Consider the following 15,610-nt stretch of genomic DNA (forward strand, 5'->3'; position numbering starts at 1 on the left):
GATGACGCGACCGCTCACGCGCCGCACTGCCACTTGCGCTGCCGCGCTGTTGGTCACCACCACGCTGCTGCTCGGCGGCTGCAAGCCGGCGGCGGAGGCCAAGGCCAAGGCCGCCGACAGCGAAAAGGCACCGGAGGCGGTGCCGGTGGAGGTGGCGGCGGCCAGCCGCCGTGCGGTGGCGGCCAGCTACAGCGGCACCGCGGCGCTGGAGGCGCGCGCCGAATCGCAGGTGGTGGCCAAGACCTCCGGCGTGGCCCTGGCGGTGCTGGCCGAGGAAGGCCAGCAGGTGCGCGCCGGGCAGCCGCTGGTGCGGCTGGACCCCGACCGCGCGCGGCTGGCGCTGGCGCAGAGCGAGGCGCAACTGCGCAAGCTGGAGAACAACTACCGCCGCTCGCAGCAGCTGGTGGGCCAGCAACTGGTCAGCGCCGCCGACGTCGACCAGATCAAGTACGACCTGGCCAACGTGCGCGCGCAACACCAGTTGGCGGCGCTGGAACTGTCCTATGCCACGGTGGTGGCGCCGATCTCCGGAGTGATCGCCTCGCGCTCGATCAAGACCGGCAACTTCGTGCAGATCAATACGCCGATCTTCCGCATCGTCGACGATTCGCGGCTGGAAGCCACGCTCAACGTGCCCGAGCGCGAACTGGCCACGCTCAAGACCGGGCAGCCGGTGACCCTGCTGGCCGATGCGCTGCCGGGCAAGCAGTTCCGCGGCCGGGTCGACCGCATCGCGCCGGTGGTGGATGCCGGCAGCGGCACCTTCCGCGTGGTCTGCGCCTTCGACGAAGGGGCGGAGGCGCTGCAGCCGGGCATGTTCGGCCGCATCCGCATCGATTACGACCAGCGCGCCGATGCGCTGGTGGTGCCGCGGCTGGCGCTGCTCGACGACGGCGAGCCGGCGGTGTTCCGCGTGGTCGCCGGCAAGGTCGCGCGGGTGCCGGTGACGCTGGGCTATGCCGAAGGGCCGTGGGTGGAGATTCGCCAGGGCCTGCAGGCCGGCGACCAGGTGGTCACCGCCGGCAAGGTCGCGCTGCGCGACGGCAGCCGCGTGCAGGTGATCGCGCCGCAGCGCGAGGTTGCCGACGCCGCCCCGGCCACCACCGGCGGAGCGCGCTGATGCACGGCGCCGATTCCGACGCGCACGCACCGCCTGCGCCCGCCGCCGCGCAAGGCGGCGGCCTGGTCGAGTTCGCCACCCGCCGTCGCGTGACCATCGCGATGATCACGCTGACCATGCTGCTGTTCGGCGCGATCGCGCTGCACGGGCTCAAGGTCAACCTGCTGCCGGACCTGAGCTATCCGACCCTGACCGTGCGCACCGAGTACGCCGGCGCCGCGCCGTCGGAGATCGAGACGCTGGTGACCGAGCCGGTCGAAGAAGCGGTCGGCGTGGTCAAGAACCTGCGCAAGCTCAAGTCGGTCTCGCGCACCGGGCAGAGCGACGTGGTGCTGGAGTTCGCCTGGGGCACCAACATGGACCAGGCCAGCCTGGAGGTGCGCGACAAGATGGAGGCGCTGTCGCTGCCGCTGGAGGCCAAGGCGCCGGTGCTGCTGCGCTTCAATCCCTCCACCCAACCGATCATGCGCCTGGTGCTGTCGAGCAAGACCGCCGCGCACACCGACGCCGAGGCGGTGCGCGCGCTGACCCAGTTGCGTCGCTACGCCGACGAGGACCTGAAGAAGAAGCTGGAGCCGGTGGCGGGCGTGGCCGCGGTCAAGGTCGGCGGTGGGCTGGAGGACGAGATCCAAGTGGATATCGACCAGCAGCGGCTGGCGCAGCTCAACATGCCGATCGACACGGTGATCGCGCGGCTCAAGGACGAGAACGTCAATCTCTCCGGCGGACGCCTGGAGCAGGGGACGCAGCGCTACCTGGTGCGCACGGTCAACCAGTTCGCCGACCTGGACGAGATTCGCAACCTGTTGCTGACCACCCAGGGCGCCGGCGGCAACGCGGCCGACGTGGCCCTGCAGCAGATGTATGCGATCGCCGCTTCCACCGGCTCGGAAGCGGCGCTTGCCGCGGCGTCGGCGGCGCAGAGCGCGACTTCCAGCACCACCACCACCGTCGCCGGCGGCATGCCGATCCGGCTCAAGGACGTGGCGCAGGTGCGGCAAGGCTACAAGGAGCGCGAGGCGATCATCCGCCTGGGCGGCAAGGAGGCGGTGGAACTGGCGATCTACAAGGAAGGCGACGCCAACACCGTGGCCACCGCGGCGGCGCTGCGCAAGCGCCTGGAACAGCTGCAGGCGCAGATTCCCGCCGACGCCGAACTGACCACGCTGGAAGACCAGTCGCGCTTCATCGAACACGCCATCGGCGACGTCAAGAAGGACGCGGTGATCGGCGGCCTGCTGGCGATCCTGATCATCTTCCTGTTCCTGCGCGATGGGTGGAGCACGTTCGTGATCGGGCTGTCGCTGCCGGTGTCGATCGTGACCACGTTCTTCTTCATGGATCGGCTCGGCCTGAGCCTCAACGTGATGTCGCTGGGCGGCCTGGCGCTGGCCACCGGCCTGGTGGTGGACGATTCGATCGTGGTGCTGGAAAGCATCGCCAAGGCGCGCGAGCGCGGGCTGAGCGTGCTGGATGCCGCGATCGTCGGCACCCGCGAGGTCGGCATGGCGGTAGTCGCCTCGACCCTGACCACGATCGCGGTGTTCCTGCCGCTGGTGTTCGTGGAGGGCGTGGCCGGGCAACTGTTCCGCGACCAGGCGTTGACCGTGGCGATCGCCATCGCGATCTCGCTGGTGGTGTCGATGACCCTGATCCCGATGCTCAGCTCGCTGAAGGGCCGTGCGCCGCTGGCGTTCCCGGTCGAACCGGCGCCGCCGCACTGGCAGCCGCGGCGCGGCTGGCTGAAGCCGCTGGCCTGGAGCCGGCGCGGCGCAGGTGCGGCGGTGCGTGGGGTGTTCTTTGGCGTGGCCTGGTTGGTCGTGCGGCTGTGGCGCGGTGCGGTGGCGGTGGTTGCGCCGGTGATGCGCAAGGCCAGCGATGTGGCGATGGCGCCGTATGCGCTGGCCGAGCGCGGCTATCTGCGGCTGCTGCCGGGTGCGTTGGCGCGTCCCGGCTGGGTGCTGGGGCTGGCGGCGCTGGCCTTCGCCGCGACCCTGGCGGTGGCGCCGCTGCTGGGCGCCGACCTGATCCCGCAGCTGGCGCAGGACCGCTTCGAGATGACGGTGAAGCTGCCGGCCGGCACGCCGCTGCGGCAGACCGATGCGCTGGTGCGCGAACTGCAGGAGGTGCACGGCAAGGACGCGGGCGTGCAGGCGCTGTACGGGGTCAGCGGCAGCGGCACCCGGCTCGACGCCAACCCCACCGAGAGCGGCGAGAACATCGGCAAGCTGACCATCGCCATGGCCGGCGGCGGCAGCGCGCAGTTCGAGGCGCAGCAGAGCGAGCGCATGCGCGCGACGATGCGCAACCATCCGGGCGTGCAGGTCGGTTTCAGCCGGCCGGAGCTGTTCAGTTTCTCCACGCCGCTGGAGATCGAACTGCGCGGCCAGGATCTGCAGACCATCCAGCACGCCGGGCAGAAGCTGGCGGCGCTGCTGCGCGGCAACGGCCACTTCGCCGACGTCAAATCCACGGTGGAGGAGGGCTTTCCGGAGATCCAGATCCGCTTCGACCAGGAACGTGCCGGTGCGTTGGGACTGACCACGCGGCAGATCGCCGACGTGGTGGTGAAGAAGGTGCGCGGCGACGTCGCCACCCGCTACAGCTTCCGCGACCGCAAGATAGACGTGCTGGTGCGCGCGCAGCAGAGCGACCGCGCCAGCGTCGACAGCATCCGCCGGCTGATCGTCAACCCGGGCAGCAGCCGGCCGGTGACGCTGGACGCGGTCGCCGACGTGGTCGCCACCACCGGTCCCAGCGAGATCCACCGCGCCGACCAGATCCGCGTGGCGATCGTCTCGGCCAATCTGCGCGACATCGACCTGGGCACGGCGGTGCGCGAGGTGCGTGAGATGGTGGCGCGCGATCCGCTCGGCGCCGGCGTCGGCATGCACATCGGCGGGCAGGGCGAGGAACTGGCGCAGTCGGCGCGCTCGCTGCTGTTCGCGTTCGGCCTGGCGGTGTTCCTGGTGTACCTGGTGATGGCCTCGCAGTTCGAGTCGCTGCTGCATCCGTTCGTCATCCTGTTCACCATCCCGCTGGCACTGGTCGGCGCGGTGCTGGCGCTGCTGCTGACCGGCAAGCCGGTGTCGGTGGTGGTGTTCATCGGCCTGATCCTGCTGGTGGGCCTGGTGACCAAGAACGCGATCATCCTGATAGACAAGGTCAACCAGTTGCGCGAGGAGGGCGTGGCCAAGCGCGCGGCGCTGATCGAAGGCGCACGCTCGCGGTTGCGGCCGATCGTGATGACCACGCTGTGCACGCTGTTCGGCTTCCTGCCGCTGGCGATCGCCAGCGGCGAGGGCGCCGAGGTGCGCGCGCCGATGGCGATCACCGTGATCGGCGGGCTGCTGGTGTCCACGCTGCTGACCTTGCTGGTGATCCCGGTGGTCTACGACCGCCTGGACCGCCGCGCCGACGCGTACTACGCCGAGCGCGGGCGGCGTGCGCGGCAACGTGAAAACGGCGAGCAGCGCCTGCAGGACGGCGAGGGCGCGCCGGCATGAGCGTCGCCGAGTTCAGCATCCGCCGTCCGGTCACCACCATCATGTGCTTCGTCTCGCTGGTGGTGGTCGGGCTGATCGCCGCCTTCCGCCTGCCGCTGGAGGCCTTGCCGGACATCTCCGCGCCGTTCCTGTTCGTGCAGCTGCCGTACACCGGCTCGACCCCGGACGAGGTCGAGCGCAACCTGGTGCGGCCGACCGAGGAAGCGCTGGCGACGATGACCGGGATCAAGCGCATGCGCTCGACCGCCACCGCCGACGGCGCCAACATCTTCATCGAGTTCTCCGACTGGGACCGCGACATCGCCATCGCTGCGTCCGATGCGCGCGAGCGCATCGACGCGATCCGCGCCGACCTGCCGGCCGACCTGCGGCGCTACAACGTGTTCAAGTGGTCCAGCAGCGACCAGCCGGTGCTGAAGGTACGTCTGGCCGGCGCGGCCGACCTGACCGGCGCGTACGACATGCTCGATCGCGAGTTCAAGCGTCGCCTGGAGCGCATTCCCGGGGTGGCCAAGGTGTCGGTGTCGGGCGCGCCGCCGAACGAGGTCGAGATCGCCATCGCCCCGGACCGGCTCAGCGCGCACAACCTCAGCCTCAACCAGCTCAGCGAGCGCCTGGGCAAGCTCAACTTCTCGCTGTCGGCCGGGCAGATCGACGACAACGGCCAGCGCCTGCGGGTGCAGCCGGTCGGCGAGCTGCGCGACCTGCAGGAGCTGCGCGACCTGGTCATCGATGCCAAGGGCCTGCGCCTGGGCGACATCGCCGAGGTGCGGCTGAAGCCGACCCGGATGAGCTACGGCCGGCGCCTGGACGGGCGCCCGGCGGTGGGGCTGGACGTGTTCAAGGAGCGCAGCGCGAATCTGGTCGAGGTCTCGCGCGCGGTGCTGGCCGAGGTCGAGCAGATCCGCAAGCAGCCGGCGCTGAGCGACGTGCAGATCAAGGTCATCGACAACCAGGGCAAGGCGGTGACCTCGTCGCTGGCGGAGCTGGCCGAAGCCGGCGCGGTCGGCCTGCTGCTGTCGGTGACGGTGCTGTTCTTCTTCCTGCGGCACTGGCCGTCGACGCTGATGGTGACCCTGGCGATCCCGATCTGCTTCGCCATCACCCTGGGCTTCATGTACTTCGCCGGGGTCACCCTCAACATCCTGACCATGATGGGCCTGCTGCTGGCGGTGGGCATGCTGGTGGACAACGCGGTGGTGGTGGTGGAGAGCATCTACCAGGAGCGCGAGCGCATGCCCGACCAGCCGCAGCGCGCTTCCATCCTCGGCACCCGCAATGTCGCCATCGCGCTGTCGGCCGGCACCCTGTGCCACTGCATCGTGTTCCTGCCGAACCTGTTCGGCGAGACCAACAACATCAGCATCTTCATGTCGCAGATCGCCATCACCATCTCGGTGTCGCTGCTGGCGTCGTGGCTGGTGGCGGTGAGCCTGATCCCGATGCTGTCGGCGCGCATGCGCACCCCGGCGCTGCTGCATTCCCCGCACGGGCTGATCCCGCGCCTGCAGCGCCGCTACGCGCGGGTGCTGGCCTGGTCGCTGGCGCATCGCGGCTGGAGCGTGTGCGCGATCGTGCTGATCAGCGCGCTGAGCGTGATCCCGATGCTGCAGACCAAGAAGGACATGTTCGGCGGCGACGGCGGCGAGCAGGTCTTCATCGGCTACCAGTGGAAGGGCGCCTACACGCGCGAGCAGATGGCCGAGGAAGTGACCCGGCTGGAACGCTTCATCGACGCGCGCCGCGCGCAGTACCACGTGACCCAGGTGTACTCCTGGTTCAGCGAGGAGGAGGGCAGCAGCACCACGCTCACCGTCGATCTGAAGCAGGTCCGCGACCTGCCCGCGCTGATGGAACGCATCCGTAAGGAACTGCCGCGTTCGGCGCGGGTCGATTTCCACGTCGGCAACAGCAACGGCGGCGATGGCGGCAACGGCGGCGGGCAGACCGTGCAGGTGCAATTGGTCGGCGATTCCACCGAGGCGCTGCGCGCGCTTGCCGACGACGTGGTGCCGCTGCTGGCGCGGCGCAAGGAGCTGCGCGATGTGCGCGTGGACAGCGGCGATCGCAGCGCCGAACTGACGGTGCGGGTGGACCGCGAGCGCGCCGCCGCGTTCGGCTTCAGCGCCGAGCAGGTCGCCAGCTTCGTCGGCCTGGCGCTGCGCGGCGCGTCGCTGCGCGAGTTCCGCCATGGCGACAACGAGGTGCCGGTGTGGGTGCGCTTCGCCGGTGCCGAGCAGACCTCGCCGGAAGACCTGGACAGCTTCAACGTGCGCACCCAGGACGGGCGCAGCGTGCCGTTGCTGAGCCTGGTCGAGACGCAGCCGCGCGCCGCCGCGACTCAGATCGCCCGCACCAACCGGCAGACCACGCTGACCATTACCGCCAACCTCGGCGCCAAGGTCACCGCGCCGGAAGCCAAGCAGGCGATCGAGGACACCCTCAACGCAGTCAGCTTCCCGGTCGGCTACCGCTACAGCTTCGACGGCGCGGACGGCCAGGACGACGACCAGGCCAGCAAGCAGATGCTGTTCAACCTGCTGATCGCGCTGGTGATGATCTACGTGGTCATGGCCGCGATGTTCGAATCGCTGCTGTTCCCGGTGGCGATCATGAGCGGTGTGCTGTTCTCGGTGTTCGGCGTGTTCTGGCTATTCTGGATCACCGGCACCAGCTTCGGGATCATGGCCTTCATCGGCATCCTGGTGCTGATGGGCGTGGTGGTGAACAACGGCATCGTGATGATCGAGCACATCAACAATCTGCGCCGGCGCGGCCTGGGCCGCACCGAGGCGCTGATCGAAGGCTCGCGCGAGCGCCTGCGGCCGATCATGATGACCATGGGCACGGCGATCCTGGCGATGGTGCCGATCTCGCTGACCACCACGCAGATGTTCGGCGACGGCCCGGCCTATTACCCGATGGCGCGCGCCATCGCCGGCGGTCTGGCGTTCTCGACCGTGGTCAGCCTGCTGTTCCTGCCGACCATCTACGCGATCCTCGACGATCTGAGTAACGGCGTGGCGGGCTTGGTGCGTCGCGCGCGTGGGCGTCGCGACGTGGCCGCGCAGATGGTGTCCTGATCCGGAGGCTTCAGACGACCTGTGGGAGGGGCTTCAGCCCCGACGGCGTACTGCTGAGGCGTCGGGACTGAAGTCCCTCCCACGAAGGTGAAACCCGCGCGGTGACAGTTGCCGCCGCCGCGCGGCGGGCGTTCAACCCGCCAGCTTGCCGAAGATGCGGAAGCCGGCCAGCCACACGCCGAGCATGCTGCCCAGGTTGGTCAGCAGGAAGGTCAGCACCACCCGCGAGACGCGGTTGCGGTACCAGCCGCGCAGGTTCTGCGCATCGTCGCGCAGCGCCAGGAAATCGCCATAGGCCGGCTTGCGCATGTGCACTTCGACCAGGGCGCTGAACGCCCCGGCCGGCACGCCCGGGCGGAACGGCTTCAGCGGCGCAGCGATGGCGCCGGCGATGACGCTCAGCGGATGCCCGCCGGCCAGGATGCAGCCCAGCCCGGCCAGGCCGCCGGTGAACAGCACCCACTGCAGCAGCAGGTCGGTGCCCAGGGCGAAGCCGCCGTGCCAGTAGCCCCAGGCCACGCCGCCCAGCACCAGCGCGGTCAGGGTCAGGGTGATCCACGGCACCTTCTTCTTGGTTTGCACCTCTTCCAGCGCCTTGCGCAGCGTCGCCGGGTCGTCCTGGTCGCCCTGCAGGTGCCGCGCCAGGCCGGCCAGGTGGCCCGCGCCGACCACAGCCAGCACGTCGCGCACGCCGGCACTGGGGGCGCCATCCAGCGGTTCGGCATTGCCGGCCAGCGGCAGCGCGCGCTGTTGCGCCTGTTCCTCGCGCAGGCGCGTGGCCATGTAGCGGTCGCGCTCGGCGATGATGGTGTCATACAGCGCCGGGCTCTCGCTGGCGAAATCGCCGAAGCTGGCTTCGAGCATGTCGCCCTGCTTGAGCTTCTCGATCTCCGCCTCGCCGACCTCGTCGGAGGCGAACAAGCCGCCGAGCAGGCCGCTGGCCAGCTTCAGCTTGCCGAAGAAGCCGAGCCGGCTGGAGGCGCGCTTGAAGGTCAGGCCGACTTCGCGATCGATCAGGTACACCGGCAGTTGCCGTTCGCGCGCCAGCAGGACTGCGCGCTTGAGTTCGGCGCCGGGCTCGATGCCCAGTTGCTCGGCCAGGCGCCGCTGGTAGGCGGCCAGCGCCAGATTGGCGGCGAACAGGGCCACGCGGCCCTTGCGGATCACCTGCACCAGGTCCAGCTTGGTCAGCGCGTCCGGATCGGTCAGCGCCTGCAGGCGCTGCGGATCCAGTTCCACCGCCACCGCGTCGAAACGGCTGCTGCCGATCGCCCGTTCCACCGCGGCGACGCTGGCCAGGGACACGTGCGCGGTGCCGAGCAGGGTGTAGCGGATGCCATCGCGTTCGACGATGCGGTAAGGCTGGCCGTCGAACAGCGCATCGTCGCCGTCGGCCTGGGAAAGTTCGTTCATTCCATCACTCATCGGAGGGCGCCTCGGCAGCGCCGGGGCTCAGCGGGCATGGGGGTGTGAGGGCATCGGCCGCGATCGGCATGGGCGCCTGCGGCCGGGTCGCGCCGCGCCGCACTCAACGGCGCTGCACTAGCAAAGACCCGGCACGGCGCTGCGGGTCAGTCGATGTAGCGCTTCAGCAGGTCGCCGTAGGCATCGATGCGGCGGTCGCGCAGGAACGGCCAGATCCGCCGCACGTGCTCGCTGCGCTGCAGGTCCACGTCGCAGACCAGCACGGTCGGCTCGCCACCGGCCTCGGCGATGAACTCGCCCTGCGGCCCGAGCACGTGGCTGTTGCCCCAGAACTGGATGCCCGACGCGCCCAGCGGCGACGGCTCGTGGCCGACCCGGTTGCAGCTCAGCACCGGCACGCCATTGGCCACGGCATGGCCGCGATGGCTGAGGATCCAGGCATCGCGCTGGCGTTCCTGCTCGGCCTGTTCGTCGCTGGGGTCCCAGCCGATCGCAGTCGGGTACAGCAGCAGTTCGGCGCCGGCCAGGGCCATCAGCCGCGCCGCTTCCGGATACCACTGGTCCCAGCACACCAGTACGCCGAGGCGGCCGACCGAGGTCTGGATCGGGGTGAAGCCCAGATCGCCCGGGGTGAAGTAGAACTTCTCGTAGAAGCCCGGATCGTCGGGGATGTGCATCTTGCGGTACTTGCCCAGCAGGCTGCCGTCCTTTTCGAACACCACCGCGGTGTTGTGGTACAGCCCGGCGGCGCGGCGCTCGAACAGCGAGCCGACCAGGACCACGCCATGGCGCTTGGCCAGCGCGCCCAGGCGCTCGGTGCTGGGGCCGGGAATCGGCTCGGCCAGGTCGAATTCGTCCACCGATTCGTGCTGGCAGAAGTACGCGCCGTTGTGCAGTTCCTGCAGCAGCACCAGCTGCGCGCCCTGCGCGGCGGCCTCGGCCACACGCGATTCGATCGCTGCCAGGTTCGCCGCGGCGTCGCCGTGGTTGCGCTCCTGGATCAGCGCGACGGAAAGAGTGGTTCGGGTCATTGCGGAATCAAGGTTCGCGGTAAACCGGCATGGTAGCGCGGATGGCCGCGCGGCAGGTTCCGGGGAGATGAATCCAGCGCCACGCGTGGCGGCGGCGCGGGTGCTCGGTGCTGCGCCGGCGTGCGGCGCAGGCGCGGCGGTTCAGTCCGCCAGCAGTCCGGCCGGCAGTTGCATGGTGATGCAGTGCAGGCTGCCGTTCTGCCAGATCAGCGCGCGGCAGGGGATCGGCACGATCTCGTGCTGCGGGAAGGCCTGCGCCATCACCGCCTGCGCCTGCGCATCGGCCGCGTCGCCGTAGGCCGGCATCAGCACCGCGCCGTTGACGATCAGGAAGTTGGCGTAGGACGCGGCCAGGCGCCGGCCCTGATCGATCACCGGCTGCGCCCACGGCAGCGGGAACAGGCGATAGGGCGCGCCCTCGGCGGTACGCAATGCGGCCAGTTCGGCGCCCATCGCCTGCAGCTCGGCGTAGTGCGAATCGCCGGCGTCGTCGCAGGCCTGGTAGACGATCGCGTCGGTCCCGGCGAAGCGGGCGAGGGTGTCGATGTGCGCGTCGGTGTCGTCGCCTTCCAGGTAGCCGTGGTCCAGCCACAGCACGCGCTGCTGCGCCAGCCAGTCGGCCAGGTCGTGGCTGAGCGATTCGCGGCTGCGCTGCGGGTGGCGCTCGTGCAGGCACTGCCAGGTGGTCAGCAGGGTGCCGGCGCCGTCGCAGTCGATGGCGCCGCCTTCCAGGGCGAAGTCGATGCGGCGCACGTCGCTGTCGGCGAACAGGCCCTGCTCGGCCAGCACGCTCACCAACTGGTCGTCGCGGCTGGCCTGGAACTTGCCGCCCCAGCCGGTGAAGCGGAAGTCCAGCAACTGGAAGCCGCCGCCGGCGCGCGCCAGGGTGATCGGGCCGGAATCGCGCAGCCAGGTGTCGTCGTACTCGGCCTCGACAAAGCGCACCCGCTGCATGTCCACCCGCGCCGAGCGCAGCCGCGCCTCGGCGTAGATCTGCAGGTCGGCGTCGGCCACGCAGATCAGCACCCGCTGGAAGCGCACGATCGCCGCGACCAGGGCGATGTAGGTTTCCTCGACCTCGGCCAGGCGCTCGGCCCAGTCGGTGCCGGCATGCGGCCAGGCGATCAGGATGGCGGACTGGGGCTCCCATTCGGCGGGAAGGCGAAGACGATCAGACATTGCGACCACTACTCAGGTTGTGCCCGGCATCGCGCCAGGGTGTGTGTCGTTCGTATCCCGCACCGGCGGGGCGCGGGAGCTTTGCGCCGCGCCGCGGCTAGGCGACCGCGACGCGGCAGTGCTGGGGTGCTCGGCCAGGCGCACGCGCGACCGGGCGCAGGGGCGGCGTCAGCGGATCGCGGGTTTCGGGCCGATCTCGTTGGCGTCGGCCTTGTTGGCGACCACGTCCACCACCTTCTGTTTCTCGAAGTACACGGTGAAGGCCGGATAGACCCAGCGGTTGATGGTCGGCCATTGCCGCTTCTGGCCGCCACGCGGCTCCAGCTTCTGCTGCGGTGCGCCGTAGCGCGCCTGCACCTGGGCCATGCTCAGGCCGCGGGTCGGCAGCGCCGCGGCGGGCTCTTCCCTGACCCGGTCGACCAGCAGGGTCTCGGCGTGGGCGCCGCCGGCCAGACCCAGCACGGCCAGCAGCGGCAGGACGGACAGACGATGCTTCATCACGTGTACTCCCCAGAGGACGAGCGCCGATTACAGCAAACTTCGATAACAAAAAACCGCCCGAAGGCGGCTTTCGTCGACGACCGGCCACCGCTGCGCGCGGCGCGGCAGGGCAGGCCGGATCGGATCAGCGCTGACGCGCCTTGAAACGGGGGTTGGACTTGCAGATCACGAAGACCTTGCCGCGGCGGCGGACCACCTTGCAGTCGCGGTGACGGGCCTTCGCCGACTTCAGGGAGGACAGGACTTTCATGGCACACCTCGGCGTAAACTTGTGGATTCGAAGGAGGGCGGCACGGCCGAAACCATGGCGCGGGATCAGTAAGCCGGCGATTGTAGCCTGGTTTTCTTCATGGTTTCAACTGCTTGCGCCAGCCCGGCCGGCGTCGGCGCTACAATGCGCCGCCCCCCCGTCCGAGGAACCGCATGAACGAGCCCGCTCCCGTCCTGACCATCGATGGCCCTTCCGGGGCCGGCAAAGGCACCGTCAGCCGCATCGTCGCCGCCCGCCTGGGCTGGCATTACCTGGATTCGGGGGCGCTGTACCGGGCGGTCGGGGTGGCGGCCAGCTGGGCCAATCTGGACATTTCCGACGCCGCCGCCTTGGTGCGCTGCACGTTCGACACCCGGGTGGATTTCGACGAGGTCGCCGATGGCGGCCTGCGGGTGCGGATCAACGGCGCCGATGCCACCGACGAGCTGCGCCTGGAGACCGCGGGTGCGGTGGCCTCGGCGATCGCCGCCATCCCCGAGGTGCGCGCGGCGCTGAAACAGCGCCAGCGCGCCTTCCGCACCCCGCCGGGGCTGGTCGCCGACGGTCGCGACATGGGGACGGTGATTTTTCCGGACGCCCCGTACAAGGTGTTCCTGACCGCCAGCGCCGAGGAGCGCGCCCAGCGCCGGCATAAGCAGTTGAAGGAAAAAGGGGTTTCGGTTATATTCGACGACCTGCTGCGCGAGATCATGGCCCGCGACGCACGCGATGCGCAACGCGCGGTGGCCCCGCTGAGGCCGGCAGACGATGCCGTCCTCCTCGATACCACCGGCATGGACATCGACCAGGTGGTGGGCCGCGTCCTGCAGTTGCTGCCGATCTGAGCGGCACGCAGGGCAGGGCAGCAGTTTGGTGGCGTCATGCACGCCACCGGTTCCTCGTTACACCCGCAACATCCATGTTCCACCGATAGCGTTAAAGGCTCCGCTGCGCAATTCCGCGCTGCGGTTTTTCCATTCCACACCCGGCCGCTGTTCGGGCCGACTAACAGGTGGACAGTCGCTGTTTTCCAGAAGAAAACGCCCTGTCCGTGTGTCCACTAGAGTAATTTCAAATGACCGAATCTTTTGCCGAACTGTTCGAAGCTAGCCAAGCCAACCTGGCCAAGCTGAAGCCCGGCGCCATCGTCACCGGTACCGTCGTGGAAGTCCGCGGCGACGTGGTGGTGATCAACGCCGGCCTGAAGTCCGAAGGCATCGTGCCGATCGAGCAGTTCCGTAACGACGCTGGCGAAATCGACGTCGCCGAAGGCGACCTGGTCAAGGTCGCGCTCGACTCGCTCGAGAACGGCTTCGGCGAGACCGTGCTGTCGCGCGAGAAGGCCAAGCGCGCCATGGTGTGGGACGAGCTGGAAGAAGCGTTGGAGAAGAACGAGACCATCACCGGCCGCATCAGCGGCAAGGTCAAGGGTGGTTTCACCGTGGACATCAAGGATGTCCGCGCGTTCCTGCCCGGTTCGCTGGTGGATGTGCGCCCGGTGCGCGACCCGGCCTACCTGGAAGGCAAGGAACTGGAGTTCAAGCTGATCAAGCTGGACCGCAAGCGCAACAACGTGGTGGTCTCGCGCCGTGCGGTGGTCGAGAGCGAGCACTCGGAAGAGCGCGAGCAGCTGATGGACAAGCTGCAGGAAGGCGCGATCCTGAAGGGCGTGGTCAAGAACCTGACCGACTACGGCGCGTTCGTGGACCTGGGCGGCATCGACGGCCTGCTGCACATCACCGACATGGCCTGGAAGCGCGTGCGCCATCCGTCCGAAGTGGTCAACGTCGGCGACGAGCTGGACGTGCGCGTGCTGAAGTTCGATCGCGAGCGTAACCGCGTCAGCCTCGGCCTGAAGCAGCTGGGCGAGGATCCGTGGGACAACATCGCGCGCCGTTACCCGGCCAACAGCCGCGTGTTCGGCAAGGTCTCCAACGTCACCGATTACGGCGCGTTCGTCGAGATCGAGCCGGGCGTGGAAGGCCTGGTGCACGTGTCCGAGATGGACTGGACCAACAAGAACGTCAACCCGTCCAAGGTCGTGCAGGTCGGCGACGAAGTCGAAGTGATGGTGCTGGACGTGGACGAAGAGCGTCGCCGCATCTCGCTGGGCATGAAGCAGGTCGCCGCCAATCCGTGGGAGACCTTCGCCGCCACCCACAAGAAGAACGACAAGGTGTCCGGCCAGATCAAGTCGATCACCGACTTCGGCATCTTCATCGGCCTGGACGGCGGCATCGACGGCCTGGTGCACCTGTCCGACATCAGCTGGAACACCACCGGCGAAGACATCGTGCGCAACTTCAAGAAGGGCGACACGCTGGAAGCCGTGGTGCTGGCGGTGGACCCGGAGCGCGAGCGCATCAGCCTGGGCGTCAAGCAGCTGGAGCAGGATCCGTTCGGCCAGTACATGGCCGCCAACCCGAAGGGCTCGAAGGTCGAGGGCGTGGTGCGTGAAGTGGACGCCAAGGGCGCCACCATCGACCTGGCCGACGGCATCGAAGGCTACGTCGCCGCGCGCGACATCGCCAACGAGCGCGTCGACGACGCCAGCCAGCACCTGAAGGTCGGCGACAAGATCGAAGCCAAGTTCGTGGGCATGGACCGCAAGGGCCGCACCCTGCAGCTGTCGATCAAGGCCAAGGACGATGCCGAAATGCGCGAAGTGCTGGAGGAATACCAGTCCGCGTCGGGCGGCACCACCCAGCTGGGCGCGCTGCTGCGTGCGCAGCTGAACGGCAACAAGTCCGAGTAATCCGCCACACGCAGCGTTACTGGCACGGCCCGGTGTTCCCGGGCCGTGCCAGGTTGCGACCCCACTGCACGCATCCGTAAATGACCAAATCCGAGCTGATCGAAATCCTGGCGCGCAAGCAGGCGCATCTGAAGTCGGACGACGTCGATCTGGCGGTGAAGTCGTTGTTGGAAATGATGGGCGGCGCCCTGTCCGGCGGCGATCGCATCGAGATCCGCGGCTTCGGCAGCTTTTCCCTGCATTACCGGCCGCCGCGCCTGGGACGCAATCCCAAGACCGGCGAGTCCGTCGCGCTTCCCGGCAAGCACGTGCCGCATTTCAAGCCCGGCAAGGAGCTGCGCGAGCGCGTGAGCGGCGTCGTCCCGGTCGAATCCGACACGCCCTGAGCCCGGCGTCCGGCGCTTGCCGGAATCCATGCCTGTTCGGCTAATCTAGTGTCTCCCGACGCTGGAGTTGCTCATGAAGATCGCACGACTGCTGATCCTGCTGGTGTTGCTGTTGGCCGGCCTGGTCATCGGGTCGCTCAATTCGCAGCCGATCCAGATCAACTTCGTGTTCTCCAGCATCGCCACCACCTCCGGCATCGCCATCATCGTCTCGCTGTTCGCCGGCGTGCTGATCGGCGCCTCGCTGGTCCTGGCGGCCCTGGTGATCCCCCTGTATGCCAAGCTGCGTCGCGCCAACAAGGCCGCGAACGCCGCGACCCCGGCCGTCGCGCCGGTTTCCACCCATGCCCACCAGCCCTTGGACGGACGCTGAT

12 protein-coding genes are annotated in these 15,610 nt (G+C 68.8%); 7 read left to right on the forward strand and 5 right to left on the reverse strand.

Going from position 1 to position 15,610, the window contains the following annotated elements:
* Position 1: 1 nt before the first annotated feature.
* From SLW56_RS08095 to SLW56_RS08105, 3 genes are read left to right on the forward strand one after another with little or no spacing between them, the layout of a single operon-like run.
* Complete coding sequence (locus SLW56_RS08095; protein WP_295909851.1) at positions 2-1,120, forward strand: efflux RND transporter periplasmic adaptor subunit; 1,119 nt, start codon at positions 2-4, stop codon at positions 1,118-1,120.
* Entirely contained in the window at positions 1,120-4,626 is a 3,507-nt protein-coding gene (locus tag SLW56_RS08100; protein WP_320694628.1) for an efflux RND transporter permease subunit, read from the forward strand. The genes SLW56_RS08095 and SLW56_RS08100 overlap by 1 nt, the downstream gene beginning before the upstream one ends.
* Complete coding sequence (locus tag SLW56_RS08105) at positions 4,623-7,709, forward strand: efflux RND transporter permease subunit (protein ID WP_320694629.1); 3,087 nt, start codon at positions 4,623-4,625, stop codon at positions 7,707-7,709. Before SLW56_RS08100 ends, SLW56_RS08105 begins: the two co-directional genes overlap by 4 nt.
* 132 nt (positions 7,710-7,841) lie before the next feature.
* On the opposite strand, the gene SLW56_RS08110 is transcribed toward SLW56_RS08105, so the two are convergent.
* From SLW56_RS08110 to ykgO, 5 genes are all read right to left on the reverse strand, one after another.
* Positions 7,842-9,122, reverse strand: coding sequence for a TraB/GumN family protein (locus SLW56_RS08110; RefSeq protein WP_320694630.1), 1,281 nt, complete (start codon positions 9,120-9,122; stop codon positions 7,842-7,844).
* A 158-nt stretch (positions 9,123-9,280) separates the two neighbouring features.
* A complete protein-coding gene (locus tag SLW56_RS08115; RefSeq protein WP_152236251.1) occupies positions 9,281-10,165 on the reverse strand; it encodes a carbon-nitrogen hydrolase in 885 nt (294 codons plus the stop codon).
* Positions 10,166-10,306: 141 nt separating this feature from the next.
* Positions 10,307-11,344, reverse strand: a complete 1,038-nt coding sequence (locus tag SLW56_RS08120) for an agmatine deiminase family protein (RefSeq protein ID WP_152236250.1) — start codon at positions 11,342-11,344, stop codon at positions 10,307-10,309.
* Between the two features lie 168 nt (positions 11,345-11,512).
* A complete protein-coding gene (locus SLW56_RS08125) occupies positions 11,513-11,842 on the reverse strand; it encodes a hypothetical protein (RefSeq protein WP_152236249.1) in 330 nt (109 codons plus the stop codon).
* 127 nt (positions 11,843-11,969) lie between these two features.
* Entirely contained in the window at positions 11,970-12,095 is a 126-nt protein-coding gene (gene ykgO, locus SLW56_RS08130; protein ID WP_010342887.1) for a type B 50S ribosomal protein L36, read from the reverse strand.
* A 173-nt stretch (positions 12,096-12,268) separates the two neighbouring features.
* Between ykgO and cmk the strand changes: the two genes are divergently transcribed.
* The 4 genes from cmk (at position 12,269) to SLW56_RS08150 (ending at position 15,609) form a co-directional block, all read left to right on the forward strand.
* Positions 12,269-12,940 carry a (d)CMP kinase gene (gene cmk, locus SLW56_RS08135; protein WP_320694721.1) on the forward strand — a complete coding sequence of 224 codons (672 nt, stop codon included), beginning with the start codon at positions 12,269-12,271 and terminating at the stop codon, positions 12,938-12,940.
* Between the two features lie 230 nt (positions 12,941-13,170).
* On the forward strand, positions 13,171-14,850 hold the full coding sequence (rpsA, locus tag SLW56_RS08140; protein ID WP_010342889.1) for a 30S ribosomal protein S1: 1,680 nt from the start codon (positions 13,171-13,173) through the stop codon (positions 14,848-14,850).
* Between the two features lie 80 nt (positions 14,851-14,930).
* Positions 14,931-15,236: an integration host factor subunit beta gene (locus SLW56_RS08145; RefSeq protein ID WP_010342890.1), complete on the forward strand. Its 306-nt coding sequence runs from the start codon at positions 14,931-14,933 to the stop codon at positions 15,234-15,236.
* 73 nt (positions 15,237-15,309) lie between these two features.
* Complete coding sequence (locus tag SLW56_RS08150; protein WP_043092107.1) at positions 15,310-15,609, forward strand: LapA family protein; 300 nt, start codon at positions 15,310-15,312, stop codon at positions 15,607-15,609.
* Position 15,610: the final 1 nt, after the last annotated feature.

Source organism: Xanthomonas sp. LF07-6, assembly GCF_034105445.1.
In the GTDB taxonomy this organism is placed as follows: Bacteria; Pseudomonadota; Gammaproteobacteria; order Xanthomonadales; family Xanthomonadaceae; genus Xanthomonas_A; species Xanthomonas_A sontii.